The 25,003-nt window shown below is 71.6% G+C and carries 28 protein-coding genes and 2 pseudogenes; 14 read left to right on the forward strand and 16 right to left on the reverse strand.

Translation table 11 applies throughout. The features are described 5' to 3' along the window. Positions 1-44: 44 nt before the first annotated feature. From AB0G74_RS02205 to AB0G74_RS02225, 5 genes are all read right to left on the reverse strand, one after another. A complete protein-coding gene (locus tag AB0G74_RS02205; protein WP_361139418.1) occupies positions 45-275 on the reverse strand; it encodes a hypothetical protein in 231 nt (76 codons plus the stop codon). A 20-nt stretch (positions 276-295) separates the two neighbouring features. Beyond that, positions 296-838 carry an NUDIX domain-containing protein gene (locus tag AB0G74_RS02210; protein ID WP_361139421.1) on the reverse strand — a complete coding sequence of 181 codons (543 nt, stop codon included), beginning with the start codon at positions 836-838 and terminating at the stop codon, positions 296-298. 5 nt (positions 839-843) lie between these two features. After that, entirely contained in the window at positions 844-1,965 is a 1,122-nt protein-coding gene (locus AB0G74_RS02215) for an adenosylhomocysteinase (protein ID WP_361139424.1), read from the reverse strand. Positions 1,966-2,300: 335 nt separating this feature from the next. Then, positions 2,301-2,702 (reverse strand): ATP-binding protein, encoded by a 402-nt coding sequence (locus AB0G74_RS02220; RefSeq protein WP_361139427.1) that lies wholly within the window; start codon positions 2,700-2,702, stop codon positions 2,301-2,303. Positions 2,703-2,710: 8 nt separating this feature from the next. Further along, complete coding sequence (locus AB0G74_RS02225; RefSeq protein ID WP_361139430.1) at positions 2,711-3,139, reverse strand: hypothetical protein; 429 nt, start codon at positions 3,137-3,139, stop codon at positions 2,711-2,713. Between the two features lie 155 nt (positions 3,140-3,294). Between AB0G74_RS02225 and AB0G74_RS02230 the strand changes: the two genes are divergently transcribed. The 3 genes and pseudogenes from AB0G74_RS02230 to AB0G74_RS02240 form a co-directional block, all read left to right on the forward strand. Further along, positions 3,295-4,467, forward strand: coding sequence for a hypothetical protein (locus AB0G74_RS02230; RefSeq protein WP_361139433.1), 1,173 nt, complete (start codon positions 3,295-3,297; stop codon positions 4,465-4,467). Continuing rightward, positions 4,410-5,081, forward strand: coding sequence for a YdcF family protein (locus tag AB0G74_RS02235; RefSeq protein ID WP_361139436.1), 672 nt, complete (start codon positions 4,410-4,412; stop codon positions 5,079-5,081). Before AB0G74_RS02230 ends, AB0G74_RS02235 begins: the two co-directional genes overlap by 58 nt. 46 nt (positions 5,082-5,127) lie before the next feature. Continuing rightward, positions 5,128-5,784 (forward strand): annotated as a pseudogene (locus tag AB0G74_RS02240) (WbqC family protein); the annotation flags it as partial. A 36-nt stretch (positions 5,785-5,820) separates the two neighbouring features. On the opposite strand, the gene AB0G74_RS02245 reads toward AB0G74_RS02240, so the two are convergent. Further along, entirely contained in the window at positions 5,821-7,197 is a 1,377-nt protein-coding gene (locus tag AB0G74_RS02245; RefSeq protein WP_361139438.1) for a hypothetical protein, read from the reverse strand. Positions 7,198-7,368: 171 nt separating this feature from the next. On the opposite strand from AB0G74_RS02245, the gene AB0G74_RS02250 reads away from it, so the two are divergent. The 6 genes from AB0G74_RS02250 to AB0G74_RS02275 all read left to right on the forward strand — a co-directional run bounded on the left by AB0G74_RS02250 (position 7,369) and on the right by AB0G74_RS02275 (position 10,450). After that, positions 7,369-7,713 carry a hypothetical protein gene (locus AB0G74_RS02250; protein ID WP_361139440.1) on the forward strand — a complete coding sequence of 115 codons (345 nt, stop codon included), beginning with the start codon at positions 7,369-7,371 and terminating at the stop codon, positions 7,711-7,713. Further along, positions 7,713-7,904, forward strand: coding sequence for a hypothetical protein (locus AB0G74_RS02255; RefSeq protein WP_361139443.1), 192 nt, complete (start codon positions 7,713-7,715; stop codon positions 7,902-7,904). Before AB0G74_RS02250 ends, AB0G74_RS02255 begins: the two co-directional genes overlap by 1 nt. A gap of 134 nt (positions 7,905-8,038) precedes the next feature. Further along, positions 8,039-8,536, forward strand: a complete 498-nt coding sequence (locus AB0G74_RS02260; RefSeq protein WP_361139446.1) for a hypothetical protein — start codon at positions 8,039-8,041, stop codon at positions 8,534-8,536. Next, complete coding sequence (locus AB0G74_RS02265) at positions 8,533-8,946, forward strand: NUDIX hydrolase (RefSeq protein WP_361139449.1); 414 nt, start codon at positions 8,533-8,535, stop codon at positions 8,944-8,946. Before AB0G74_RS02260 ends, AB0G74_RS02265 begins: the two co-directional genes overlap by 4 nt. Positions 8,947-9,220: 274 nt before the next feature. After that, a complete protein-coding gene (locus AB0G74_RS02270) occupies positions 9,221-10,021 on the forward strand; it encodes an aminoglycoside phosphotransferase (RefSeq protein ID WP_361139451.1) in 801 nt (266 codons plus the stop codon). A gap of 69 nt (positions 10,022-10,090) precedes the next feature. Continuing rightward, on the forward strand, positions 10,091-10,450 hold the full coding sequence (locus AB0G74_RS02275; protein ID WP_361139454.1) for a hypothetical protein: 360 nt from the start codon (positions 10,091-10,093) through the stop codon (positions 10,448-10,450). A 128-nt stretch (positions 10,451-10,578) separates the two neighbouring features. Here AB0G74_RS02275 and AB0G74_RS02280 read toward each other — a convergent pair whose 3' ends face one another. The 5 genes from AB0G74_RS02280 to AB0G74_RS02300 all read right to left on the reverse strand — a co-directional run bounded on the left by AB0G74_RS02280 (position 10,579) and on the right by AB0G74_RS02300 (position 15,536). Further along, positions 10,579-11,088, reverse strand: a complete 510-nt coding sequence (locus AB0G74_RS02280) for a DUF6879 family protein (protein ID WP_361139457.1) — start codon at positions 11,086-11,088, stop codon at positions 10,579-10,581. A 219-nt stretch (positions 11,089-11,307) separates the two neighbouring features. Beyond that, entirely contained in the window at positions 11,308-12,792 is a 1,485-nt protein-coding gene (locus AB0G74_RS02285) for a gluconate:H+ symporter (RefSeq protein WP_358827816.1), read from the reverse strand. Between the two features lie 464 nt (positions 12,793-13,256). Continuing rightward, a complete protein-coding gene (locus tag AB0G74_RS02290) occupies positions 13,257-13,667 on the reverse strand; it encodes a RidA family protein (protein ID WP_361139459.1) in 411 nt (136 codons plus the stop codon). 46 nt (positions 13,668-13,713) lie between these two features. Further along, positions 13,714-14,466, reverse strand: coding sequence for an IclR family transcriptional regulator (locus AB0G74_RS02295; protein WP_358827818.1), 753 nt, complete (start codon positions 14,464-14,466; stop codon positions 13,714-13,716). After that, positions 14,463-15,536 (reverse strand): sugar kinase, encoded by a 1,074-nt coding sequence (locus AB0G74_RS02300; RefSeq protein ID WP_361139462.1) that lies wholly within the window; start codon positions 15,534-15,536, stop codon positions 14,463-14,465. Before AB0G74_RS02300 ends, AB0G74_RS02295 begins: the two co-directional genes overlap by 4 nt. A 152-nt stretch (positions 15,537-15,688) precedes the next feature. On the opposite strand from AB0G74_RS02300, the gene AB0G74_RS02305 reads away from it, so the two are divergent. Then, on the forward strand, positions 15,689-16,966 hold the full coding sequence (locus AB0G74_RS02305) for an amino acid deaminase (protein WP_361139533.1): 1,278 nt from the start codon (positions 15,689-15,691) through the stop codon (positions 16,964-16,966). 14 nt (positions 16,967-16,980) lie between these two features. Further along, complete coding sequence (locus tag AB0G74_RS02310; protein ID WP_361139464.1) at positions 16,981-18,594, forward strand: D-aminoacylase; 1,614 nt, start codon at positions 16,981-16,983, stop codon at positions 18,592-18,594. A gap of 192 nt (positions 18,595-18,786) precedes the next feature. On the opposite strand, the gene AB0G74_RS02315 is transcribed toward AB0G74_RS02310, so the two are convergent. Further along, on the reverse strand, positions 18,787-19,038 hold the full coding sequence (locus tag AB0G74_RS02315) for a hypothetical protein (protein WP_361139467.1): 252 nt from the start codon (positions 19,036-19,038) through the stop codon (positions 18,787-18,789). Positions 19,039-19,212: 174 nt separating this feature from the next. On the opposite strand from AB0G74_RS02315, the gene AB0G74_RS02320 reads away from it, so the two are divergent. Beyond that, a complete protein-coding gene (locus tag AB0G74_RS02320) occupies positions 19,213-19,467 on the forward strand; it encodes a chaplin (protein ID WP_358827822.1) in 255 nt (84 codons plus the stop codon). Between the two features lie 97 nt (positions 19,468-19,564). On the opposite strand, the gene AB0G74_RS02325 is transcribed toward AB0G74_RS02320, so the two are convergent. From AB0G74_RS02325 to AB0G74_RS02335, 3 genes are all read right to left on the reverse strand, one after another. Further along, positions 19,565-20,452: a tyrosinase family protein gene (locus AB0G74_RS02325; RefSeq protein WP_361139472.1), complete on the reverse strand. Its 888-nt coding sequence runs from the start codon at positions 20,450-20,452 to the stop codon at positions 19,565-19,567. Beyond that, positions 20,445-20,975 (reverse strand): tyrosinase family oxidase copper chaperone, encoded by a 531-nt coding sequence (locus AB0G74_RS02330; RefSeq protein ID WP_361139475.1) that lies wholly within the window; start codon positions 20,973-20,975, stop codon positions 20,445-20,447. Before AB0G74_RS02330 ends, AB0G74_RS02325 begins: the two co-directional genes overlap by 8 nt. 115 nt (positions 20,976-21,090) lie before the next feature. Continuing rightward, the gene (locus AB0G74_RS02335; RefSeq protein ID WP_361139477.1) at positions 21,091-21,603 is read right to left on the reverse strand and encodes a hypothetical protein; all 513 of its coding nucleotides are present in this window, start codon (positions 21,601-21,603) and stop codon (positions 21,091-21,093) included. 223 nt (positions 21,604-21,826) lie between these two features. Between AB0G74_RS02335 and AB0G74_RS02340 the strand changes: the two genes are divergently transcribed. Continuing rightward, a complete protein-coding gene (locus tag AB0G74_RS02340; RefSeq protein ID WP_361139480.1) occupies positions 21,827-23,203 on the forward strand; it encodes a cytochrome P450 in 1,377 nt (458 codons plus the stop codon). A gap of 87 nt (positions 23,204-23,290) precedes the next feature. Here AB0G74_RS02340 and AB0G74_RS02345 read toward each other — a convergent pair whose 3' ends face one another. Continuing rightward, on the reverse strand, positions 23,291-24,298 hold the full coding sequence (locus AB0G74_RS02345; protein ID WP_361139483.1) for a winged helix-turn-helix domain-containing protein: 1,008 nt from the start codon (positions 24,296-24,298) through the stop codon (positions 23,291-23,293). Between the two features lie 67 nt (positions 24,299-24,365). On the opposite strand from AB0G74_RS02345, the pseudogene AB0G74_RS02350 reads away from it, so the two are divergent. Beyond that, a pseudogene (locus AB0G74_RS02350) lies at positions 24,366-25,003 on the forward strand (MFS transporter); the annotation flags it as partial.

Consider the following 25,003-nt stretch of genomic DNA (forward strand, 5'->3'; position numbering starts at 1 on the left):
CCGCCCTCCACGGGGCGGCGGAGCGTCTGGGTTCCGGAACGGTGTTACGCGGCGCCTTCGTGACGTAGCCACACCCGCACCCGCTCGTCCAGCTCGGCGGCGGGCCGGACATCACGGGCCTGGAACCGGGCCAGGTCCGACCGCATGGACCGGACAGCTTTGACGGTACGGGACGACCGGATCCCGGTCATGACGTCGAGCGCGCCGTGCCAGGTGGCAGCCTGTTGCTGGGCGGGCTGGGAGGCCGCCCCGCGCGCTTCGGGGGTCGCAGGCAAAGGGGCGGCCGGTCTTGACGTCAACGCAGTGCTTGTGTGACGCGCTGGCCCAACGTCTCGTCGTGGAGGGCGCCGATCGTTCGCCAGGCGGCGTCGGAGACTTCTTCGGCCTGGAGTTCGCCGATGTCGGTGGTGGTGCGGAAGAGGAAGCGGAAGTCGAAGTGCTGGTGGGCGGGCTCGCCCTTGGCGGGGTTGGCGTCGATGGGGTGGATGTCGATGTGGAGCGGAGTCTCGCCGTGCGGGGTGACGACCTGGGGCGGGATGCCGGTCTCCTCTGCGAGTTCGCGGCCGGCGGCCTGCAGGAGCGTCTCGTCCGAGGGCTCCAGATGGCCGCCGGGCAAAAGCCAACTCTGGGTCACGTTGTGGAGAATGTGCAGGATGCGGCTGTCGGGGCCGACGAGGATGGCCCCTGCGGTGACGTGGCCGGGCAGGGTCTTGCGATTGGTGAGGTCGTCGCCGTCGTCCAGGAGGTCGAGGACGACGCCGAGTTCGCGCTTGTCCTCGGGGTGTTCGTCGAGGTAGGCGGCGATGGTGGTGCGGATGTGGTTGGCCGTGATGGTCATGGTGATCACCTGTTGAAGTAGGAGAGCCAGGTCGCCGCGATCGCTTCGCGGTCGGGTGCGGGGACCTCATGAAGGCCGGGGGCGAGGTCGCTGCGGGTGATCATCCTGATCGCGGCGAGGATCTCGGCCTGGACCAGGAAGATGAACGGCCCAACGCTGGCGCCGTGGATGAAGTTGACGGCATTGCCGCCGTTCGCCAGATAGAAGTAGTGCCCGGTGGTCTGGTAGCGGGTGACGTGGTCGCCGACCTGGGTGCGGGTGTAGACGTCGGGCAGTCCGGCGAGGTCGAGCTCGTCCTCGCTGCTGGTGACGGTGGCGATGTAGGCGCCATTACGCAGGTGGGAGAAATCCTCGCCGCGCAGGGAGACGGCGCCGGTCGCGCAGAGGACCAGGCCGGCGCCGGTCAGGGCGGCTTCGCGGTCGCGGGCGACGGTGAAGCCTTGGGAGAGGGCCTGGGTGCGGCGGACGGGGTCGATGTCGAAGACGGTGACCTGGACGCCCTTGGCATGTAGGAGCCGGGCGATCGAACTGCCGAGCTTGCCGAAGCCGATCACCAGGGCGGGTCGGCCGTGGAGGATGTCACCGCGATCGCGCATGACTGCCTCCGTGGAGAAGACGACGGACTGGCCGACGAGGAAGTCCTCGGGGTCCTTCAGCGGGGAGCGGGCGACGGAGACGACGGGACAGGGCAGTTTGTCGATGTCCTCGTAGCGGCGGTGCCCGTTCTCGGTGTCCTCGATCACCCCGGCGAGCCGGCCGGTGAAGCGGTTGTGGACGTCGGCGAGGCTGGGGGCGAAGTAGCCGCCGATGTCCAGCAGGGTGACCGTCTGGTCGGCGGCACGGGATTCGAGGTAGTCCAGAGCGTCGTCGGCCTGGGCGAACATTTCGCGGGTGAGCGTGTCGACCATGTGCGTCTGCTCGACCTCGCGCTTCGCGGCCGGGTGGACGGACTTCGGCTTGGGCAGCACCGCGGTGAGGCGGGTCATCGCGGCGACCGCGCGGACGAATGCGGGACGCTCGGCCAGCAGATGCGTGATGAGGAACGACACCGTCTGCTCACCCGGTGCGAACTGGGCGGCGATCCGGGCGAAGTAGGCGTCCAGCCGGGCGCGTTCGAAGGTTTCCATGGCAGTTCCCTCTCATCCGTTCCGTCCGGGGGGGCCGTGCGAGGAGATGCGGGTTCAGCGGGTGCGGGCGCGTCCGAACAGCAGCCGGTCGGCTGCGAGCGCTGCGTCCAGGTAGGCGTCGACCTTGGCGGCGTCAGCGGACTGCGGCAGAGGGTCCAGCCCGAGCAGGAGGATTACCTCGCCGCTGCGGGCGACAACTTCGGTTCCAGGACCGACGGGTGGGCAGCCGCAGCCGCCGGAAGGCGCCGGGCAAGTGCACCAGCACTTGGTCGCCGACGACCTGCAGGCGACTCCAGCTCTGGGACGACCTCCCGGGCGCCGGCCAGGGTACACGCTCATGCTGTCGTGCCTCCCGTGGCCTTGAAGCAGGACCAGACAAGCTTCCCGACCGGAGTGCGGTCCTCGACTCCCCAGCCGTCGGCGAGCGCGTTCACCAGGATCAGCCCGCGTCCGGAGGTGTCCGTGTCAGCGGCCTGCCGGGCTTCCGGGTGCTGGCGGCGGCTGTCGTGCACTTCCAGGCGTACGACTTCCTCGTCGGCGTCGAGCTTGACCAGGAAGCCGTGTCCGGGGGCAGTGCCGTGGACCAGGGCGTTGGTGGCGAGCTCGGAGACGCAGAGCCGGACGTCCTCGGCGCGGTCCGGCAGGCCCCAGTCGGCCAGGGCTTCTGCGGTGAAGGACCGTGCCTGGCCGACCGACTCGGGCCGCCCGTCGAAGAACCGCTGGGTCGTCTTGGTCATCACGGTCCTCATGACTCGGCGTCCAGGACGCGGGTGGTGCCGGGGTGGCGGCGACGGACGGGACCGCTGCGGGAGACGGAGTGGTGGGCCGTGCGGGGCTTGCGGACCAGCAGCAGCCGCGAGCCGACCGCCTCGATCCGCCGCCCGCGTTCAGCGGCTATGACCTTGGGCCCCAGGTGCGACATGGCCGGGGCGACGACGCCATAGACGTCCGGCAGCGCGAGCACGTCCATCAGCCCGGTGAACGCCGCCGAGGCGGACCCGGCAGACGCGTCGCGGTCGGTGAAGACGCCGAACAACTGCAGTTCGTGGCTGCAGCAGTACTCGGCGAGCGAGGCGACCAGGGCGTCCTGGCGCGCTTGGGACACCCGCACCAGCCGCAAGAAGCCGTAAACGACCGGGCCGCTGACCGGGCGATGCTCCGTGAGGGGTTCCATGCTCGGGACCGTCCAAAACGACTCGACAAGTGGTGACGCTCCGATCGTGGCGTCCGACCGACTCGCGGCCAATCACCGGCCGTTCTACTTCCGTTCCACTTCCGTCCCGCCGATTGCACGGATCTGGTTCGATGACCGATGGAAGGGAGCGATGTGTGGCGACCGTGCACCACTGGACCGGCTTGGAGGCCAAGGCCCTGCGACTGGCTCTGCGGATGAGCGTGCGGGCCTTCGCCGAGCATCTCGGCCTGGCCGTCGCGACCGTCTCCAAGTGGGAGAGCAAGCTCACCGCTACCCAGCCCAGACCCGACACCCAGGCCATCCTCGACACCGCGTTGACTCGGGCGGACGCCTCGGCCCAGCCGCGCTTCGAAACGCTTCTGTCCGAGTTGACCGGCACCGTGGTCGTCACTCGGCGCCGGGGTATCCTCTCAGGGCCCCGGGCCTGGGAGTACGAGTCCTGGGCCGACGACCTGGACCGGGTCGTGGTGGCCCTCTCCCAGCAGGATTTCACCTTCGCCGACAGCCTGATCGGCCGGTGGCTGGGCCGCTTCAAAGCCCCTGAACTGGACGAGAAGGGCCTGTATCTGTTCGCCCGCTCGACCGCTCTGCTCGGCGATCTCAAGCGCTACCAGGGAACTCTCGTCGGACTGCTGTCGGCCCAACACTCCTATGCCGACGCGCGCGAGGTCTTCACGCAGCTCGCAATCCCCCGCCGAGTTGCCCAGCTCGACCTGTCCCTCGCGATCGTCATGGAGATGTCCGGCAAGCTGGAGATCGCCGCCCGCAGCTACGAGACCCTGGCTGTCGACGACCGGCTCTCTCCCCGCGACCGCGCGAGGGCCCGCCTATGGGTGGGGACCGCGCTGAGCAAGGACGGCCGACACGACTACGCGACCCGTGTCATGATCGCCGCGACCCGTGACTTCGAGGACCTCGCCGAACCCGATGACTGGTCGGTGGCCCACCAGAAACTTGCTCTCGCCCGCCGTGGTGCCGGCGACCTCACGGCTGCATTCCGGTTCCTGGACGTCGCCCGCACCACGGGCACCGCACGGTCCCCGATGCAACAGGTGCAGCTGACCACCGCTCAAGCCCACATCCTGCGCACCGACCCCGCCACCCGTGACGATGGCCTCCGTCTTCTCGACGAAGCCGCTCGGATAGCGGCACAGTCCGGCCTCGGACATCAACTACGTAGCATCGAGGCCATCAGACGGACATGCGAGGGAGCCTTCAAACCCCTACATCACAGACCAGGGAGCAACGAGTGGCGGACGGACGACCGCAGGGAATCACCGAGGACCAGCAGCAAGCCGCTCAGCTGATCTGGGACTACCACCACATGCGTCACGAACCCCGCCCATGCGACGCGGCCATCGCGCTGGGATGCAACGACCTCGGCGTCAGCACCTACGCTGCCCACCTGTACGAGACCGGCCTCTTCCCCACCCTCGTGTTCACCGGCGGCAACAGCCCGGCCACCAGCAGCGTGTTTCCTCGCGGTGAGGCGGTGCACTTCCAGGAAAACGCTCGGGCGCTCGGCGTTCCCGCCCACGCGATACTGCTGGAGCCGAAGGCCGCGAACACCGGACAGAACATCGCCTACGCGCGCGATGTTCTCACTTCGGCCGATGTCCGGCCACGTTCCGTGCTACTGGTCACCATGCCGTACATGGAACGACGGGCCTTCGCCACATGCCGCAAGCAGTGGCCCGAGGTCGACGTGGTGTGCGCCTCCGCCCCGTTGTCGTTCGACGCCTACCTCAAAGCCATAGGCGACGAGAAGACTGTGATCAGCATGATGGTCGGCGACTTGCAGCGGGTGATCGAGTACCCGGAACTCGGCTTCGCCATCTCCCAGTACGTCCCGGAGGACGTGCATGCAGCCTACGAATCCCTCATCCGTGACGGCTTCACCGACTACGTCATCGCTTCCTGACCTGCCCGCCCCGGGCGGGTTGTGTGCCGTCCACCAGCCGAATTTCCTGCCCCGGCTGACCACGCTGGCCAAGCTGTTCGCGGCGGACTACTGGATCGTCCTGGACGACGTGCAGTTCACCCGCCGCGACTACCAGCACCGAGCCCGCCTTGCGAACCTCCATGACCCCGCCGGTCAGCAGTGGCTTACCATCCCCACCCGCCTGCCGAGCGGACGGCCCACCCTCATCCGCGACGCCGTGATCGACGACCCGGACCTGGCCCGCCGCAGGACCGCAGGGATGCTGCGGCAGTGCTATGGGGCCAGCCCTCACTGGCCCGCCCTCGCCGAGGCCCTGGATCCGGTGCTGGATGCATTCGACACCGGCAAGACCGCGCCGGTTGCCGAGGCTTCCACCCGCGTCCTGCTGGACCTGCTGGGCTGGAAGGGCCAAGTCCTCACCAGCAGCCGTCTGCCGGCCCGGCCGGGCCGCTCCGTCCGGCTCGCAGACCTTTCCGCGGCGACCGGCGCCCGCGCGTATCTGTGCGGGACCGGTGGCATGACCTATCTCGACCCCGACCCGTTCATGGTTCGGAACATCGCCGTGGCCTCGTTCCGGCCGCCGACCACCGGCATCTGGTCCTCCGGCCGCCGCCTCAGTGCCCTGTGGGCCTTGGCCACCCTGGGGCCGAACGCCGTGGCAGCCCGCCTCCGGGCTCTCGCGACGAGCCGGGCAGCCGTACCGCCCGGCGCCCCGGTGCTACGCGGCGCCTTCGTGACGCAGCCAGACCCGCGCCCGCTCGTCCAGCTCGGCGGCGGGCCGGACGCCACGGGCGTGGAACCGGGCCAGGTCCGACCGCATGGACCGTACGGCCTTGACGATTTGGTACGACCGGACCCCGGTCATGGCGTCGAGTGCACCGTGCCAGGTGGAACACGCCTGCTCGATCCTGCCCTGGCTCAACTGAGCATGGCCTTCGAAGGTGGCCGACAGCGCCGCGACCCGCTGGTGGTGTGCCGTGCTCCATCGGCGCCGGGCGGCGGCGTAGTGAGCTTCGGCAGCAGAGTGATCGCCGATGCGGACGTTGATCGCGGCCCGGTGGTAATCCACCGTGGAGGCCGGGAATCCCCAGTTCCTCGCCCATCCGGTGATGTCCGCTACCTCGCCGGTGGCGGCGAGTTCACGGGCGCGGTCCGCCTCTCGTAACGCCTCGGCCCCTTGCTGGGAAGCGGCGAGGGCGCGGGCTCGGCAGCTGACAAAGAGAGCCTGAGTGGAGGGGTCCGTTCCACGGCTCAGCCGGAGTGCGGCATCGGCCATGCCGAGGACGTGTTCGGGGCGGCCGTTGTCCATACCGTGCTGCGCGAGAATCCGCAGGACGTACGCCTGATCGAGTGGAGCCGAGCGGCGGGCCAGGCCAAATGCCTGAAGGTAGTAGCGCTGGGCGAGCCCGTGTTCACCCGCGTCGAAGGCTTTCCACCCCGCGAGGTAGGCCAGGGACCCGGCCGCGGAATACATCTGCCGGTGCAATGCCTCGGACTGCCACCGCGCCCGGCACAGGCGGGCGACATCGTCCACGAGGTACTGCACGACGGCACCGCGCCCGTGCTGACCGCCATGGCGCTCGTCGATCCTGGTGAACATCGCCACCATGTCCCGTACGGTCGCGATCTCCGCCGCCCCGGCGATTCCCCCGCCGAGGGCCCGCGCGGTACGCGCCTCCATCTCCCCGGCCACGCCGAGTGGGAGGGCCGCACCCGCGACGGAGTAGGCGGATGTGGTGAGGAAGCTGCGGCGCTCGATGTCGGCCCTCCCGAGTTCCCCCAGCGTCTCCACCGGGTCACTGTCGACGGTAAGCCCGATATCGGCCGGGTCGGAAGAGGCGGTGTCGGACAGGCCGAGGGCGTACGGAGTCAGAACCCGGCCCAGTTTCCGGCTGAGAGCCTCACACAGATACCGGGCCGTCGCGGGCGCCGGAGGTGTGCCGCCCACCCAGTAGCACACCGTCGACCTGCTGGTACGCAAGCTCGTGTCACCTGCGGCGACGGCTATCCGGACCACGGCGCGGGCGACCGCATCGTAGGTGAGGCCCGACTCCTCGATCACCCACGCCAAGCGCAGGTTGCGTGACCGGCTCATGACCGTACGTTAAACCCGCTCACGCCGGTTGGGCCCGCCAATCAACACGTTCAACGCGCGGCTCCCTGTCGACCGATGTCGGCAAGGCCCGTGACTACGTTCACTTGTTGCGATCCCGGGCTTCCAACAGAAGCGCCCCGCCGAGCCGTATAGCGACGGCCCGGCGGGGCTGTGACCAACCAGCTTGCTCAGGAACTGATCAGCCATATGCGTGATGCTATCGCCCGCCTCTTCACCCACCTCGGCTTACGTGCCGCCCCGCCCGTCCGGGAGTCCGCGCCCTGCCCGCCGCCGATGAGCCCGTGGTCCCGGCCTTGGACGACCCCCACTCAGGGGCAGGCGCAGGCCATCCTCAGGGCCCGTGCGGAGGTCGAGCGGACCCTAGAACTGCTCCGCCCCGTCGTCGGCCCGCCGCCGCGCCACATGCTGTACGTAGCCCCTCAGGGTCTGGCCTTCCGGGAACCCGTACCGGTGTTGACCAACGGGCCGTCGCCCGGGTGGGGGTGGCTGCGGTGATGCTGGAGAGTCTGCTCGCCGCGCCGCCCCCGCCCCGTACCGAGGTGTGCTGCGTCTGCGGACGGCACACCGCGACCCCCGTGGAAGTCGGCTATGTGGAACGGGCCAGCGGGCCCGGCCGGGTGCAGTACGCGTGCCCGCAGGACGCCACCCGCCGGACGCCCGGGCCCGTACCGGGGGAACTCCCGTGACAGAAGGACACCACCTCCCCCGCTTCCACGGGCGCGTCGTCCCCTGAGTCACGCCCTGGTCGGGCACGCCGAACCTCGTCGAACCCCTCGTACTCGACCCCGTACGGCGGCGGATCGGCTACACGGACGAGACCGTGCACGACCGGACCGACGACGGTGTCCTCCTCGCCCGGGGCCGGGGCCGCCGGGCCACCGATGTCGCGGGCCGTCCGCTCTACGATCAGCTCGACCCGCGCCGCCAGCGGAAAGCGACCGCCCGGCTGCTCTGCCAGGTCTGCGGACGGCGACCGCCCCCGCACCCCCGGGGACCTCTCTGGCTGCTGCCCGACGACGCCGGACGCCTCCCCGAAGGGGAACTCACCGTCACCCCGCCCGTCTGCCCGTCCTGCGCCGCGCTCGCCGTCGAGCAGTGCCCCGCCCTCCTGCGCGGTCATATCGCCGTACGAGTGCGCTACCCCCGCGCCTGGGGGTACGCGGGCGTCCTCCACCACCCCGACACCACCCGGCGGCACGGCCTGCGCCCGGCGGACGACCCGGTCCGGCTGCCGTACGAAGACCCCCGCCTCCGCTGGCTGCTGGCCGATCACACCGTCACCCGTCTCATCGGCTGCGTACGGGAGCCCATCCGGTGACCGTCGCCCCCGTCGTCCTCGCCGTCGTCACCCACGGCGCCCGGGTGCTGCTGGTCCGCCGCAGAATCCCGGAGGGCACACTCCTCTGGCAGTTCCCCGGCGGCAAGGCAGAACCCGGCGAACCCCCGCACGCGACGGCCGTCCGCGAGACCCGCGAGGAGACGGGCCTCACCATCACTGCGGGCCCGGTCCTCGGCGAGCGCCACCACCCCCGTACCGGACGCCGTCTCGTCTATCTCGCCTGCGCCCTGGTCCGGGGTACCGACACCACCGCGCGGGTCGCCGCGCCGCGCGAGATCGACGCCGCCGTCTGGGCACCGTTCGCCGAACTCGACCACCGCATACCGCACGGCATCTATCCACCGGTGCGGCGATATCTCGCCGCGAGCACGGCGCAGCAGGAAGGATGAGCAGAGATGACCATCGCCCTCACGAGCCCGGGGGACGCTCCCGTCCGGCCCGGCTCCCCGCCCCCGACCCGCCATCACGTCAACGGCCGACCGGCCGGATCCGGAACGCGTACAGCCGTCGGACGACCCGTCGCAGCCGGGTGTGACCACGACTGGGTGGGCTGGAGCGGCAAGGTCCGCTGCCGTCTGTGCGGGACCACCCGAGAGCTGTAAGCGGAACCGACATTGCCGGGGCCGCCCCCGCGGCGCCCCCGGCTCCGAAAAGGAGAAGAACATGACCGAACGCCTCGGCTGGGACGGTTTACCGCCGGGCCTGCGCGCCGGGATCGAGGAGCGGGTGGGGGCCGTACGGAACGCGGCGACGGTGGCCGACGGGCTGAACTGCCGGTTCGCGGCGACCGTCACTACCGAACGGCACGGCGCCCTCTTCCTCAAGGGCGTACCCGACGACGCGACCGACGAGGCCGCCGCGCTCCACCGCGAAACTCTGCTGAACCACGCCGTCACAAGCGTCGGCCCCGAACTGCGGTACGACATTCGTACGGACGGCTGGCGTGTCCTCGCCTTCGACCGGATCGACGGACGCCATGCCGACCTCGGCCCCGGCGGCCGCGACCTGGACGCGGTCCGCGACGTACTGGACCGGATGCGGGGACTCCGCCCGCCGACCGGGGCCGACGTACCGCCGCTCGCCGAGCGCTACGCCGGGTTCCTCGATCCGGGCGACGCCGAACTCCTCGCCGGAGAAACCCTGCTGCACACCGATACCAACCCGCACAACATCCTCGTCGCCGACGCCCGGACCCGGACCGCGCGCGCGTACGTCGTGGACTGGGCCATGCCCGCGACCGGCCCCGACTGGGTCGACGCCGCGTACACCGCCGTACGCCTCATGGAATGCGACCAGCCGCCCGGCACCGCCCTCGCCTGGCTCGCGACCCTCCCGGCCTGGCGGACGGCCGACCCCACCGCGGTCCGGGCCTTCGTGACCGCCGTCTGCCGCCACTGGACGGCCGTCATCGGCGAACGGGACGCGGAGTCGGCGAACCGCCGTTACCGACTGCTGCTCGTATGAACCGGCGCTTCAACCCCGGGGTCGTTGATCGGGGGCACCGGCGTCAGACCCTTCCTGGATGATCTGACCATGCTGAGTGCGACCAACGAACGCGGCCTCGTGGTGAGAAACCCCTCCGAGCCCGCCATCGGAACGATGCTGGCCGGACTCCGGCGAGGAAACACCTTCATGATCCTCGACCGGACGGACGAGGAACGGCCCGGCAGTTGGTACATCCAGGTCCTGCTTCGGGAGAACAACACCTACCAACTCGAGTACCGGGACGGTGTGGCCGAGCTGCACTATCAGACGATGACGGTCTCCCAGGAGAAGGTCCTCGGAGCGCTGCTCGGCTGGACCGGGGCGAAGAACGACTGGCGGGACGCCTTCAACTGGAACAACATCGCCGCCGAGTTCGGCCCCGGGGAACGTGATACCCGGAGCGGCTGACGGGTGCGGAGGGGACCTCGTCGCCGTGGCCGGTCCCGCCTGCGGGCGGGCCACGACAACTTCGGACGGATCGGTTTCCGGCATGCCGCCCATCATCGAGGAGCGGTCCGCGGAGGGTCATGAGTCGGTCAGCGGTGTCGCTCCCAATATGCGGCGAACGGCACCGCGGCGGCCAGGGCCCGGTCCCGATACGACCGGTACTCCGTGAGCGCGCCCGGAGGCATCGGCTCACCTCCGACGAACGCCCCCGTCTCGGTGTAGTGCATCCGGTAGACATCCCGGTCGTCGAAGATCCAGAAGTCGTGGTCGGGCAGCCCCGTGACCGAGTGCTCCGTCAGGTCGATGATCCCGATGGACTCCCCGGCCTTGATATTGCCGGGGTACGCGGAGAGCTCGTACCGGAGGTACTCCGTCAGCGGTGACCGCAGCACATGGACGCGGGAGACCTGCTTGCCCTTGTCGGTCATCGACCGTACCCAGGGGTTGTCCGCCCACTCCGGGCCCATGTCCGCACCGGACAGGAACCGCGCGATCTCCTCGCGCTCCTCCTCGATGTCGTACTCGTCCAGGGTCTCCAGCCGGAAGGCGGTCCGCTCGAAGTTCTCGAAGAGGGCCCCGAACTCCTCACCCGTGATCAAGAAAGCGCTCCTCTGGTCTCGCCGGTCACCTCGTGCCGATCGTGCCGATGCTCTCGGCCCCGCGCGGCGCGGGTCAAGGAGCCGGGCTTTCCGGGACGGGAAAGACGAAACGGGGGCGTACGGACCGAAGTCCGTACGCCCCCGCCCTCGTACACCCCTTCCTGTAGGTGTACGACCGCCGCCCCGGGCGCCGCCGACCGGGGCCCGGAGCGGCGGGGTCTAGACGAAGAGGCTGAGCGCCGCCGCGACCGCGAAGCCGACGACCGACAGGACGCACTCCAGGACGGTCCACGACTTGAGGGTGTCGCGCTCCGAGATGCCGAAGTACTTGGCGACGATCCAGAAGCCGCCGTCGTTGACGTGGGAGGCGAAGATGGAGCCCGCCGAGATGGCCATGATCACCAGGGCGAGGAACGGCTGCGAGTGGTCGCCGCTCTCGACCAGGGGGAGGACGATGCCGGCCGTGGTGACGATGGCGACCGTCGCGGAGCCCTGGGCGACCCGGAGGACCAGGGAGATCAGGTAGGCGAGCACGATCAGCGGCAGGCCGACGTCCTCGAAGGTGTCGGAGAGGGCCTGCGCCACGCCGCTCGCCTTGAGGACGGCGCCGAAGACGCCGCCCGCGCCGACCACCAGCAGGATGTTGCCGACGGGCTTCAGGGACGAGGTGGAGACCTGCTCCAGGGACTTGCGGGACCAGCCGCGCCGGATGCCCAGCAGGTAGTACGCCATCACCAGGGCGATGGTCAGGGCGACGAACGGGTTGCCGAAGAACTCGATCACGGACCGCGGGGTGGACTCGTCCATGGCGATGGAGGAGAAGGTCGCGGCGAGGATCAGGACCAGCGGCGTACCGATGATCAGCAGGACGGTGCCGAGGGAGACCTCGGCCTCCGGGGCGCCCTTGCCGTCGGCGGCGCGTTCGGCGGCGACGGTGGCCTTGGCCTCCTCGGCGGCCTCCAGCATGTCCTGGGGGACGTCGACGTGGATGCGCTTGCCGATCCAGTCGGAGAAGACCCAGGCCGCGACGACGGCCGGGAGGCCGACGACGATGCCCATCAGGATGACCCAGCCCAGGGAGACGTCCAGCAGTCCGGCGGCGGCGACCGGGCCGGGGTGCGGGGGCAGGAAGGCGTGGGTCATGGAGAGACCGGCCAGCAGCGGCATCGCGTACAGCAGGATCGATTTGCCGGATCGCTTGGCTGCGGCGTAGACGATCGGCGCGAGGACGAAGATGCCGACGTCGAAGAAGACCGGGATACCGAAGATCACACCGGTCACACCCATGGCGAGCGGTGCGCGCTTCTCCCCGAAGAGGCCGAGGAGCCGCTTGCTGAGGACTTCGGCGCCGCCGGAGACCTCCAGGATCGCGCCGAGCATGGTGCCCAGGCCGATGATGATGGCGACATGGCCGAGGATGCCGCCCATACCGGTCTCGATGACCGAGGTGGCGGCGGAGCGCTGGATGGTGCCGAAGAGTTCGGTGACGGAGAGTCCGGCGGCGAGGCCGACGGCTATGGAGACGGCCAGCAGGGCGACGAACGGCTGGAGTCTGACCTTGATGATCATGACGAGCAGCAGCACGATGCCGAGCGCGGCGACGGTCAGCAGACCGGCGGTGCCGTCGATGAGGAGGAGGAGTCCTCCGGTGTGGGGCGGCGCCTCGGTGGCGGGCGCCGTCGCGGCGATGGTGGCGGTGGGCAACACGACAAACCCTTACGTCGGTGGAGGGGTTCTCGGGTACGGCGGACCGCGGCACGGCACTCCGGCGGCAGGAGCCGGGGAGACCGCACCGTGGTGCGTGGTGCGCCGGTGGTTCGGGAGGTGCTTCAACAGGTGATTCAGGGGTTCACGGGTGAACGGGGAAACGCGGGCCACGCGGGGTGTGCGTGGGGTGTGCGTGAGACGGCGGGTGCGCGCGATGGGTGGTGCGCGCCGGGGACGCGATACGTACGAGGTGCGTACGAGTGCGATGCGTACGGCGGTACGAGCGGTGGGGACGCGTACAGGGGGCGCGTCCCGAAGTGGTGTGGCAGGGGCGGGCGGTGCGGCAGGGGCCGGGATCACCGCCCGGCGCGTACGGACGCCGGTTCGAGGGGGCGGCGTCCGGGGGTGTCACCGGCGGGCCGTTCAGGGGTCGGTCCGCCGGTGACGTCTCGGGTGGCGCGTCAGCCGAGGACGGCCAGCGCGTCGATCTCGATCAGCAGCCCGGCCGGGAGGCCGACGTACACGGTGGTACGGGCGGACGGCGGCGCGGTCAGGCCCTGCTCCTCGAAGTACGCGTTGTAGATCGCGTTCATCTCGGCGAAGTGGTCCACGTCGGTCAGGTAGACGCGCATCATCATCACGTCGTCCCAGCTCGCGCCGCCCTCCTCCAGGATCGCCTTGACGTTGGCGAAGGTCTGGAGGGTCTGCTCGCGCAGGGTCGGCCCGGCGGGCGTCGGGGGCTGGCCCTCGACGGCGGGCAGGAAGCCGACCTGCCCGGCGACCTGGAGGATGTTGCCCTTCTTGACGCCGTGCGAGAACTTCGCGGGCGGGGCGGTGTGGGTGGCGGGGGTGATCGCGATCTTCTCGGTCATGCGCTTTCCTTGTTCGTCGGCGGCTGGTGGGGTCCGGTGGAAGGTGTCATTGCGGGGTGACGGCCCCGCTGTACTCCCGGCTGATGGCGTCCGCGGTCCGGCGGACCAGCGGCAGCAGGGTGAGGAGTTCGTCGGCGGTGACGACGACATTGGGCGCGGAGACCGACATCGCGGCGACGACCTTGCCGCCCGCGCCCCGGATGGGGGCGCCGATGCAGTTGATGGACTCCTCGTGGCCGCCGAGGTCGGTGGCCCAGCCCTGGTCGCGTACGGTCGCCAGTTCCTTGAGGAACGCGGCGGCGTTCGGGGTCGAACGGGCCGTGTACATGGGGTAGTCGAGCCGTTCGGCGATCATCCGCCGCTCGGACTCGGGCAGATCGGCGAGGAGCAGCTTGGCGACGGCGGCGACGGTGATCGCCACGGGCTTGCCGATCCGGGAGTACATCCGGACCGGGTAGCGGCTCTCGACCTTGTCGATGTAGAGGACCTCGTTCTCCTCGTAGACGGCCAGATGGACGGTGTGTCCGATCTGTTCGTTGAGGGTGACGAGATGGGCGTGGGCGATCTCGCGGACGTCGAGGTTCTCGATCGCCTCCTGGGCGAGGGCGAAGAGCCGGGCGCCCAGCCGGTAGCGCTGGTCCTGCTGGCGGAAGACGAGTCCGTGGTCGTGGAGGGTCCGCAACAGCCGGAGCGCGGTGGATTTGTGGACGTCGAGGCGCTGCGCGACCTGTCCGAGGTCGGCGGGTCCCTGGGCGAGCAGCGGCAGGATGCTCAGCGCGCGGTCGACGGTCTGGCTCATGGCTTACGTACCTCCTCATCCACGGCTGAGGTCCAGCCGGGGCCGAGACGAAGTCTCTCCCAGGAGGCGTCGTCGAGTGCGGCGAGCCGGTCGGCCCGGTCGCGGTCGGGGGGCGTACCGAGGTCGCCGGGGACGGTGAGGGCGGCGGCGGCGGTGAGATGGCCGTGCCGCAGCCGGTCCCGGGCGGTCAGTCCGCGCAGGGCGGCGGAGAGGTATCCGGCGGCGAAGGCGTCGCCGGCGCCGACGGGTGCGACGACGTCCACGGTGGGCGCGGGGACGAAGACCGTCTCGTCGGTGCCGGTGCCGGGGTCGCGGACGTACGCGGTCGCCCCGGCGGCGCCCTGTTTCACGACCAGGGTCTCCGGCTCGGGCAGGGCGGCCCGGATCGCGTCGGGGCCTTCGATGCCCCAGGCGGCTTCGGCCTCGTCCTCGCCGACGAAGACGAGGTCGGCGCCGCGGGCGAGGTCGAGGAGTACGGGCCCGGCGTCGGCGTCCCGCCAGAGCTTGGGCCGGTGATTGACGTCGAAGGAGATCAGGGGCCGCCCGGCGCGGGGAAGCAGCAGTCCGCGCAGCAGCGCCAGGCAGTCGGCGGAGAGGGCCGCGGTGATCCCGGAGAGGTGGAGGACGCGGGTGCGGGAGACCAGGTCGTACGGGACGGTCTCGGGCGACATCGCGGAGGCGGCGGATCCGGCGCGGTAGTAGACGACCTCGTGTCCGGAGGCGGACCGGTCGGTGGCGGTGCGGAAGTAGACGCCGGTGGGGCGGCCGGGGTCGCGGGTGACGGCGGAGGTGTCGACGCCGTATCCGGCGACGGCGGAGACGAGGTGGTCGCCGAAGCCGTCGGCGCCGACCCGGCTGACCCAGGCGGCGCGGTGTCCGGCGGCGGCCAGGGCGCAGGCGACATTGGACTCGGCGCCGCCGATCGCGCGGGTGAAGGCGGGGACGTCGGCGAGGCGTCCGGGCACGGTGGGCAGGAACGTGATCATGGATTCGCCGAGGCAGGTCACCTCGGCGACCGGGGCCGTGGCATCCGTGCCCGACGGTTCGTCGGGTCCGTTCACGCTGCTCACCCTGGGGCTCCTCGCGGGGTCTGGGGCGGTCGGGTCCATTGACCCGGCACTGCGCCGGATGTTAGACAGCACCGAGCGTTATACGCAATGACCGTTGCAAATATTGCAACAAACCTGGTGACCGCATGACCGTACGAACCGAGGAGGCGTCCATGCCCGCCGATCCGCTGGGCCAGCTCCGCCATGAACGCGTGGACCACCGCTTCAAGGCGCTGCCCCCCGACGCCGACGGACTGACCGTCGCGGAGCTGGCGGCCGAGCGGCGCTCCTTGTTCACCGGCGGTTTCACCACCCCCGTACTGGCGCTCTCCGCCGAGTCCGTCGAGCACAACCTGGACCTCCTCCAGAGCTACTCCGAGCGCCACGGCCTGGTCTTCGCCCCGCACGGCAAGACGTCGATGTCCCCGCAGCTCTTCGCCCGCCAGCTGGAGCGCGGCGCCTGGGGCATCACCGTCGCCGTCCCGCACCAGGCCCGGGTCCTGCGGGCCCACGGCATCCAGCGGATCTTCCTCGCCAACGAGCTGGTCGACCCGGCCGCCCTGCGCTGGCTCTCCGGCGAACTGGACCGCGACCCCGACTTCCGGTTCGTCTGCTACGTCGACTCCGTCCGCGGCGCCGAGCTGATGGACCGGGCCCTGACCGAGGCCGGGGCCCGCCGCCCGCTGGAGGTCGTGGTCGAACTGGGCGCCGGGGACGGCGCCCGTACCGGGGCCCGTACGGAGGCCGACTGCGCGGCCGTCGCCGACGCGATCGCCGCCACCGCCACCCTGCGCCTGGTCGGCGTCGCCGGATACGAGGGCGAGGTCCCCGACGCCGACGGCGACCGGGTCCGCGCCTGGCTGCGCCGCCTGGTCGCGCTCGCCACCGACTTCGACCGCGAGGGCCGGTTCGCGGCCGGCTCCGATGTGGTGGTCAGCGCCGGTGGCAGCGCCTGGTTCGACGCCGTCGCCGATGTCTTCGCCGAGATCCCCGCCCTCTCCCGGCCGGTGCTCAAACTGCTCCGCTCCGGCGCGTACGTCTCCCACGACGACGGCCACTACCGCCATCTCACCCCCTTCAACCGGGTCCCCGACGAAGGCGCGCTGCGGCCCGCGTTCCGGCTCTGGGCGCAGGTCGTCTCCCGCCCCTCGCCCGAGCAGGCGTTCCTCAACGCGGGCAAGCGGGACGCCGCGTACGACCTCGACCTCCCCGAGGCCCAGGTCGTCCGGGACACCGGGACCGGCGAGATCCGCCCCGCCACCGGGATCGAGATCAGCGGCCTCTCCGACCAGCACGGCTGGGTGAAGACCGCCCCGGACGCCGATCTGGAGGTCGGTGACTGGGTCGGCATGGGCCTCTCCCACCCCTGTACCGCCTTCGACAAGTGGCAGCTCATCCCCCTCGTCGAGGCCGACGGAACCGTCACCGACTACATCCGCACCTTCTTCTGACAGGCGGGACGACGATGGACCTCCTCATCCGTGACACCCGGGTCGTCGACGGCTCCGGCGGCGCCTCCTACCGCGCCGACGTCCTGATACGCGACGGCCGGATCGCCGCGATCCGCCGCGAGGGCGACCCGGCGCCCGCCGCGCCCGGCGCCCGCGTCATCGACGCCGCCGGACTCGCCCTCGCCCCCGGCTTCATCGACATGCACGCCCACAGCGACCTCGCCCTGCTGCGCGACCCCGGCCACGAGGCCAAGGCCGCGCAGGGCGTCACGCTGGAAGTACTCGGCCAGGACGGGCTCTCGTACGCCCCCGTCGACGACGCCACCCTCGACGGCGTCCGCCGGGCCATCAACGGCTGGAACGGCGGCGGCCCCGGCGACGACTCCGTCGACTTCGACTGGCGTACCGTCGGCGAATACCTCGACCGGCTCGACCGGGGCATCGCCGTCAACGCCGCCTACCTCGTCCCCCAGGGCACCGTCCGGATGGCCGTCGTCGGCTGGGACGACCGGCCCGCCACCGACGACGAACTCACCCGGATGAAGCGACTCGTCGCCGAGGGCCTGGAACAGGGCGCCGTCGGCATGTCCTCCGGGCTCACCTACACCCCCGGGATGTACGCCCCCCAGGCCGAGCTGACCGAACTCTGCCGGGTCGTCGCCTCCTACGGCGGCTACTACTGCCCGCACCACCGCTCCTACGGCGCCGGGGCGCTGGAGGCGTACGAGGAGATGGTCCGGCTCAGCCAGGACGCGGGCTGCGCGCTCCACCTCGCCCACGCCACGATGAACTTCGGCGTCAACAAGGGGCGCGGCGGCGATCTGCTGGCCCTGCTGGACGAGGCCCTCGACCAGGGCGCCGACATCAGCCTCGACACCTACCCCTACACCCCCGGCTCCACGACCCTGGTCGCCACCCTGCCCAGCTGGGCCAGTGAAGGCGGTCCGGACGCGCTGCTGGCGCGGCTGCGGGACGACGAGACGGCCGAACGGATCCGGCACCACCTGGAGGTCGAGGGCTCCGACGGCTGCCACGGCGTGCCCATGGAGTGGGAGACCATCGAGATCTCCGGCACCGCGGACCCGGCGCTCGGCGGCTATGTCGGCAAGACCATCGAACAGTCCGCGAAGGAACGCGGCGAGGCGCCCTGGGTCACCGCCCGCGCGCTGATGATCGCGGACCGGCTGGGCTCCACGATCCTCCAGCACGTCGGCCACGAGGAGAACGTCCGCACGATCATGCGGCACCGGGTCCACACCGGCGGCAGCGACGGCATCCTCCAAGGCGCGAAGCCGCACCCGCGGGCGTACGGCACCTTCCCGCACTACCTCGGGCGGTACGCGCGCGAACTGGGCGTCCTCTCCCTGGAGGAGACCGTCGCCCATCTGACGTCCCGCCCGGCGGCCCGGCTCCGGCTCGCGGACCGGGGCCTGGTCCGCGAGGGCTACCGGGCCGACCTGGTGCTCTTCGACCCGGATACGGTCGCGGCGGGCTCCACGTTCGAGGCGCCGCGAACGCTGCCGACGGGAATTCCGTACGTCCTCATCGACGGGCGCTTCGTCATCGAGGACGGCGCCCGTACGGACGTCCTCGCGGGCCGCTCGATCCGGCGCACTCCGCGCCCCTGAAACCCCCCGTGCTGGGGCCCCACCGCCGTCGGGGCCCCGGCACGGGACCCTCCGGGGGTTGCCGGCGGTTCAAGCCCGAAGCCTCGGAGCTCCCCTCCAGCGTCGCGGTCTGCGGACCGTCTGTGGCCGTCGACAAGGCCGGGCGGCACGGCGAGGGGGCTCCGCTCGCGAAAAGGCTCGCCGCGACGGGGTCTACGCGCCCGGGAGGCCCGGGAGCAGGTCCGTGACCGGCGCCAGGACACCTCCCGGCGGCGGCTTCAGCAGATTGCGGTCGACCTCGCCCCCGTTCGTCGCCACCGCCCCCGCGCTCGCCGTCGGCGCCGCCTGCGCGGCCGTACCCGCTCCCGCCGCGCCCAGCGCCGCCAGCGCCAGTCCCGCGACGGTGAGGGCCCTGGACGGCCGGGCCTGCCGACGGTGCCTGCCGCGTTCTCCGTGATTGCTCATACCCCGCGCAACGCCCGGAACCCGGTCCGGGTCACGCCCCGGACGGCACTCGCACAGACGATCAGTTCGGACAGTTCCGGCAAGATCCGTTACCACCTACGGGGTACCGCGTTGTCAACGTGAAGGCCGCAAGCTCTGCGGCCGATGTTTCAGACTCTGCAAGGAGAACTACTGATGTCGCGTATCGCGAAGGCCGCCGCCGTCCTCGCCGGATCCGGCGCCCTGCTGGCCGGTGGCGCGGGCCTGGCCGCCGCTGACGCCGGAGCGCACGGTGCCGCCGCCAACTCCCCCGGTGTCGCCTCCGGCAACGTCGTTCAGGTTCCGATCAACATCCCCGTGAACGTCTGCGGCAACACGATCGACGTGATCGGCCTGCTGAACCCGGCGTTCGGCAACCAGTGCGCGAACACCGGTGGCGGCGCGTACTAATCACCCCGAGCCCCGAGCCCGAGGGCCTCGTCCCCCCGACCAGCCGGTCGGAGGGCGGGGCCCTCGGTCCTTTCCGCACCACACGGCCCCGGGGCCGTCAGGCGTAGCGGTACCACCGCGAGTGGTCCATCAGCTCGGACGGCGGTACGTCCCACGGCGGCAGCGGCTCGTCCAGCGCGAAGACCCGCCGGTGCTGGCGGTCCCCGCGCGGCAGCGCCGTCCCGGGCCGGTAGCCGGATTCGGGGTGGGCCCGCCGCCAGCGGTCCCACAGCAGGTCGATGAAGGCGTGGTGGAGCCAGAACACGGGGTCGTTGGGCGAGGTCGCGCCCAGCATCAGCCCGCCCACCCAGCGGTGGACCCGGTTGTGGGTACGCCAGCGTTCGGGGCTGCCCGCCGCCCAGCCCTCCATCGCGTTGCGGAAGCCGCCGCGTGCCGTGGAGTCCCAGGGGGGCGTGTCGTACTCCCGTTCCGTCATCGCCCGTGCCACGTCGTCGGCCGTGGGCAGGGTCAGCGGATCGGCCGGGCGGCCCAGGTCGCGGGTGAGATAGCGGCCGTCGGCGACCCGGGAGTTGATCGTCCAGCCCCCGGTGGCGTAGGCGAAGGGGCCGCTGGTGACCCGGCGGTCGCCGGGGCGGCCCGTACCGCCGAGGAGGTCGTCGGTCCACGGGGCCGAGGTGGGCGAGGCGTCCCGGGTCCAGTCCCAGTACGGCACGGTGACCCGGTCGTCGATCCGCTGGAGGGCGCGTTCGAACTCCAGCAGATAGCGGCGGTGCCAGGGGAAGAACGAGGGGGTCATATGGGCGGCCCGGGGGCGGAGTTCGCCGTCGGTGACGTAGAAGTCGCCGTGCATCCGGACGAACTCGTCGTACTCGCCGCGTCGCTTCAGCTCCAGCACCGCGTCGACCAGGCGCTTCTTCTCGGCGGCGGTCAGATCGCGCTGGTTCTTCCGGACCGGTACGCGGTTCTTCGGCTCGGTCTCAGCCACGGAGCACCACCAGCTGTGCCGTGCCCAGCTCGTCCACGGCGGCCCGCGCCGTCTCGCGGAGGGTGGGGAAGGACTCGTAGTGGTTGACCAGGCTCAGATAGCTGCCGTCGGCGCGTCGCATGATGTGCAGCGGGCGGCCGTCGATCCTGACCTCGATCGTCGGCGGCGCGGCACCCGTCCGGCCGCCGCCGCCCCGCTCAGCGGAACCGGAGCCGGAGCCGTGCCCCGGTCCTTCGGATCCGCCGCCGCCGCCGCCACCTCCGTCTCCGTGGCCGTGGACCGGGACGAACACGGTGGCGGAGCCCTCGATCCGGCGGCCCCGGTACACCTCCGAGAAGCGTTCCGGTGCCGCCGCCGAGCCCTCGCCGGGGCCGGTACCGCCGCCCGTCCGGAGCAGGGGCGCGAGCGCCCCGGCCGTCCCTCCGGCCACCGCCGCCGTGAACAGCGCGCGCAGTGCGATCCGACGGGTGGTGAGGGCGGTGACAGTGGTACGGAAGGTGCCGAGGCGGTCGGGGATGCGCATGGGTCGCCCTTCGCGATGTGTTCGATGACAGGGGGTGGAACCTGTCAACGACGCGACCGCGAAAGGGTTCCCCGTCCGGGTGGAACGCCGCGCACCAGAGGGATGGTTCGTATGACTATCGGTCCAGCAGAAGACCCGCAGCAGGTGCGCCGCGCAGCGTCGGGGTGAGTACGGCGACCTCCGGTAGTACCGGCTCCGGCTGTCCGTACAGCTCGGGCCGGGGCGCCGAGAGGGGCGCGCCCAGGGAGGCGCCGGGGGTCGTGAGCGACAGGTCGGCCGCCTCGGAGGCGATCCGGGCGACGCCGAGCTCGCGGTCCCCGAGGGGTTCGGTGACGGGTACCCCGGCCTCGGTGACGGGCAGTTCGGTGCTGAGCGGGACCCGGGGCAGCGCCCCGTACGGCAGCAGCCGCCCGGCGACGTGCGCCGGTGCCTCGGGGGCGTGCGGTACGGGTACGGGGACACCGGTGGCCAGTTCGGGGGCCGGGACCGGGAGGACGTGCTCCAGGCTCTCCAGCGGCAGGGTGACCGGTACGGACGGGGTCGCGGCCGCGGGCACGGCCCCCGCGCCCATCGCGGACGCCACACACGCCAGTACGGCGGCGACGGAACCCCGGGTGGTCGACTTCATGGATGGATCTGTCCCCTCTGCGCGCGGCGGCGCGCACCGGCGCGTGTCACCGGTCGGCCGACCGCCTGCTCTGCTTCTGTGGCGGAACAACGACCGGGGCGCGGGTGACAGTGCGAAGTTCCCCCGAACGCAGCAACGGCGCTACGGAGCACCCGGTATGACGCACCCTCGTATAACGGTGGATAGCCGTGGATAGCTCTGGATAGCCGGACAATGGGCGAAGATGGTCCGCCCCGACCCCGAGGAAGCCCCGGCCATGGACATTCCCGCGCCCCCCGCCCCGGCGGCCCCTTCCGCCGTACCCGGCCCCGCTGCCCCCGGAACGGCCGCCCCGGGATCCACCGGGCCCGCCCCGGCAGCCGCCGTACCCTCCGGCCTGCCCGATCTCGCCGATCCCGGCTTCTGGCGGCTGCCGCGCCCCGACCGGCTGGCCGCCTTCGCCCGGCTGCGGGCCGTCGGCGCCCCGGTCCGGTTCGGGCCGCCCGAGGGGCCCGGCGGCTTCCACGCGCTGGTCCGCCATGCCGACGTCCAGGAGGCGAGCCGTACGCCCCGGGTCTTCGCCAGCGCCCCCGGCGTCACCACACCCGAACCGGCGGGCTGGGTGAAGGCGCTGTTCGGCGACTCGATGGTGAATCTGGACGACCCCGAGCACGCGGCGCTCCGCCGGATCGTCGGCCGGGCGTTCACACCGAGGCTGCTGGCCGCCGCCGAGGAGAACGTCAGGGCGGTGGCGGAGCGGCTGGTGGACGAGGTGATCCGGGACCGGCCCGGCGACTTCGTCGCGGCGATCGCCTCCCGGCTGCCGTTCGAGATCATCTGCGATCTGATGGGGGTCCCCGGGCACCACCGCCGGGAGATCGCCCGCCGGATCGACGAGGCGTCGCGGGACATCGGCGTGGGCCGCGGGCGGCTTCGGATGCCGGGGCGGGGGCTGCGGGCCCTGGCCCATCTGCACCTCGTGATGGGCAAACTGGCCCGGGAGCGGCGCCGCGAGCCCCGGGAGGACCTGATCACGGCGCTGGTCACCGCCGATGTCGACGGCCAGGCACTGGACGCCCGCAGACTGGGGGCGTTCTTCTCCCTGCTGCTGGTCGCCGGGGTGGAGACCACCAGGAACGCGCTGGCGCACGGGCTGGTCCTGCTCGGCGACCACCCGGCGCAGCGGGAGCTGCTGGCCGCCGAGCCCGAGCGGTACGGGGACGGGGCGGTGGAGGAGATCGTCCGCCACTCGACGCCGATCATCCAGTTCCGCCGGACGGTGACCGCGGAGTACGCCCTCGGCGGGCGGGTGTTCCGGCCGGGCGAGAAGGTGGTGCTGTTCTACGCGTCGGCCAACCGGGACGAGGCCGTCTTCGCCGATCCGGACGCGTTCGACATCACCCGCTCCCCCAATCCGCATCTCGGGTACGGGGGCGGCGGCCCCCACTACTGCCTGGGCGCGCATCTGGCGCGGCAGGAGATGAAGGCGGTCTTCCGGGAGCTGCTGTCCCGGACGGAGAACCTGCGGGCGACGGGCCCGGCGGAGCTGATCGACTCCAGCTTCGACAACCGGGTGCGGGCGCTCCCGTTCACCTTCACACCGCGCCGCCACCGGGGCTGAGCCGCGCGGCGGTTCCGTTTCGGGCGGTACGGCCCCGGGGCGCGTACGGCCACCGCGCCCGGCGCCCGTACCGCCGGAACCAGGGCCCTACGGTTTCCCCGCCCGCCCCTCCGGATCCGCCGCCCCCGCCCCGGACGCCTCCAGCAGGACCTCGCCCGCCGCCGTGCGGACGTACAGCACGGACCGTCCGGCCCGGCGCCGCTCCAGCAGCCCGGCGTCGAGCAGGACCCGCAGATGCCCGCCCACCGAGCCCAGGCCCTGCCCGGTGACGGCGACGAGCTGGGTGGTGCTCATGGGGGTGCCCAACAGGGTCAGCACCCGGGCCCGCGCGGTGCCGAGGAGCGCCGCGAGACCCGCCGGGACGGGCCGCCGTTCGTGGTCCTCGGCGGGTACCCCGAGACAGGGGTAGACGACGGCGTACCGCTCCCGTCCCTCCCAGGAGACCCAGCCCTTCCTCGGGGTCACCGGCATGAAGAGCAGTTCGGCGTCGGGGGCGATCTCGCGCGGCGGATAGGCATTCCGGTTGACCTGGAAGCCCCGCTCGCCCAGCCAGCGCGTCCCCGGCCGCAGCGAGTCCAGTACGGCCGCCCAGCCGCCCCGGCCGACCCCGGCGGTGCGGGCGACCATATCGGCCTCCAGGACCCGCCGCCGCCGCTCCCAGTAGGGCCGTACGGTCTCCTCCCAGACCCAGGTCAGCAGTTCGACGGCGCGTTCGGGCAGCCGGTCGGCCCGTTCCAGCACGGCGGGGAGCGGGCCGCCGACGGAGACCCGGAGATCGTCCCTGGCCCGGTCGGGCGCGGTCTCCCCGACCCGGGCCACGGTCTCCTCGAAGCTCTCCCCGACGCGGGAGGTGGGGCAGACGAAGTCGGCGATCCAGGAGGTGCCGACCGCCGCGGCGACGAGCGGTACGGCCACCGGATCGGCCGCGACCAGGGCGCGGTAGCCGGGCAGATGGGTCCGCAGCCACTCCTGCTCACCGGGGTGCGCGCCGGTGCCGGAGTGCAGCAGTTGCAGTCCGGCGAAGGTCTCGGCGAACGGCGAGAGCGTGAACCGGCTGCGGGCCAGGGTGTCGGTGTCGATCTGCCATAAGCCCACGGGGACGACCTTTCGTGTGTCGGCGAAAGAGTAACCATCTCCGAGCTGCGCTCCGAGACTTCGACGCATGCGCAGCTACCGCACCCTGCTCCGGACCCCCGAGTTCACCCCGTTCCTGCTCTCCTTCGCGGTATCGGCCGCCGCCCAGACCATCGGCGGACTGGCCCTCGGCACCCTGGTCTTCCGGGCCACGGGCTCGCCGCTGCTGACGGCGATCAGCATGTTCGGGCCACATCTGGCGCAGCTGCTGGGGGGCGCGTTCCTGCTGTCGGGCGCCGACCGGCTGCCGCCGCGCGCGGTCCTGACCGGGCTCTGTCTCGTCTTCGCGGCCGGTACGGCGGTCCAGGCGCTGCCCGGACTGCCGATGGGCGCGGTCTTCGCCGTCGTACTGCTCCAGGGTCTGGTGTCGTCCCTGGGCGCGGGGGCCCGCGGCGGGCTGCTGACCGAGCTGCTGCCCAGGGACGGCTACGTACTGGGGCGTTCGGTCTACAACATGCTCTGGGGTCTGACGCAGATGGGCGGCTTCGCGACCGGCGGCGCGCTGCTCACCCTGCTGTCCCCGGGGCAGTGTCTGCTACTGGCGTCGGCGCTGTATCTGGCGGCGGCCCTGGTCACCCGGCTCGGTCTGACCGCCCGCCCGCCGCGGACGGGCGGCTCCTCGGTCGCGCACTTGTCCTGCGCCTTCCAGCAGCGGGTCCGGAAGCG

The organism is Streptomyces sp. NPDC020875, assembly GCF_040641415.1.
Lineage (GTDB): Bacteria > Actinomycetota > Actinomycetes > Streptomycetales > Streptomycetaceae > Streptomyces.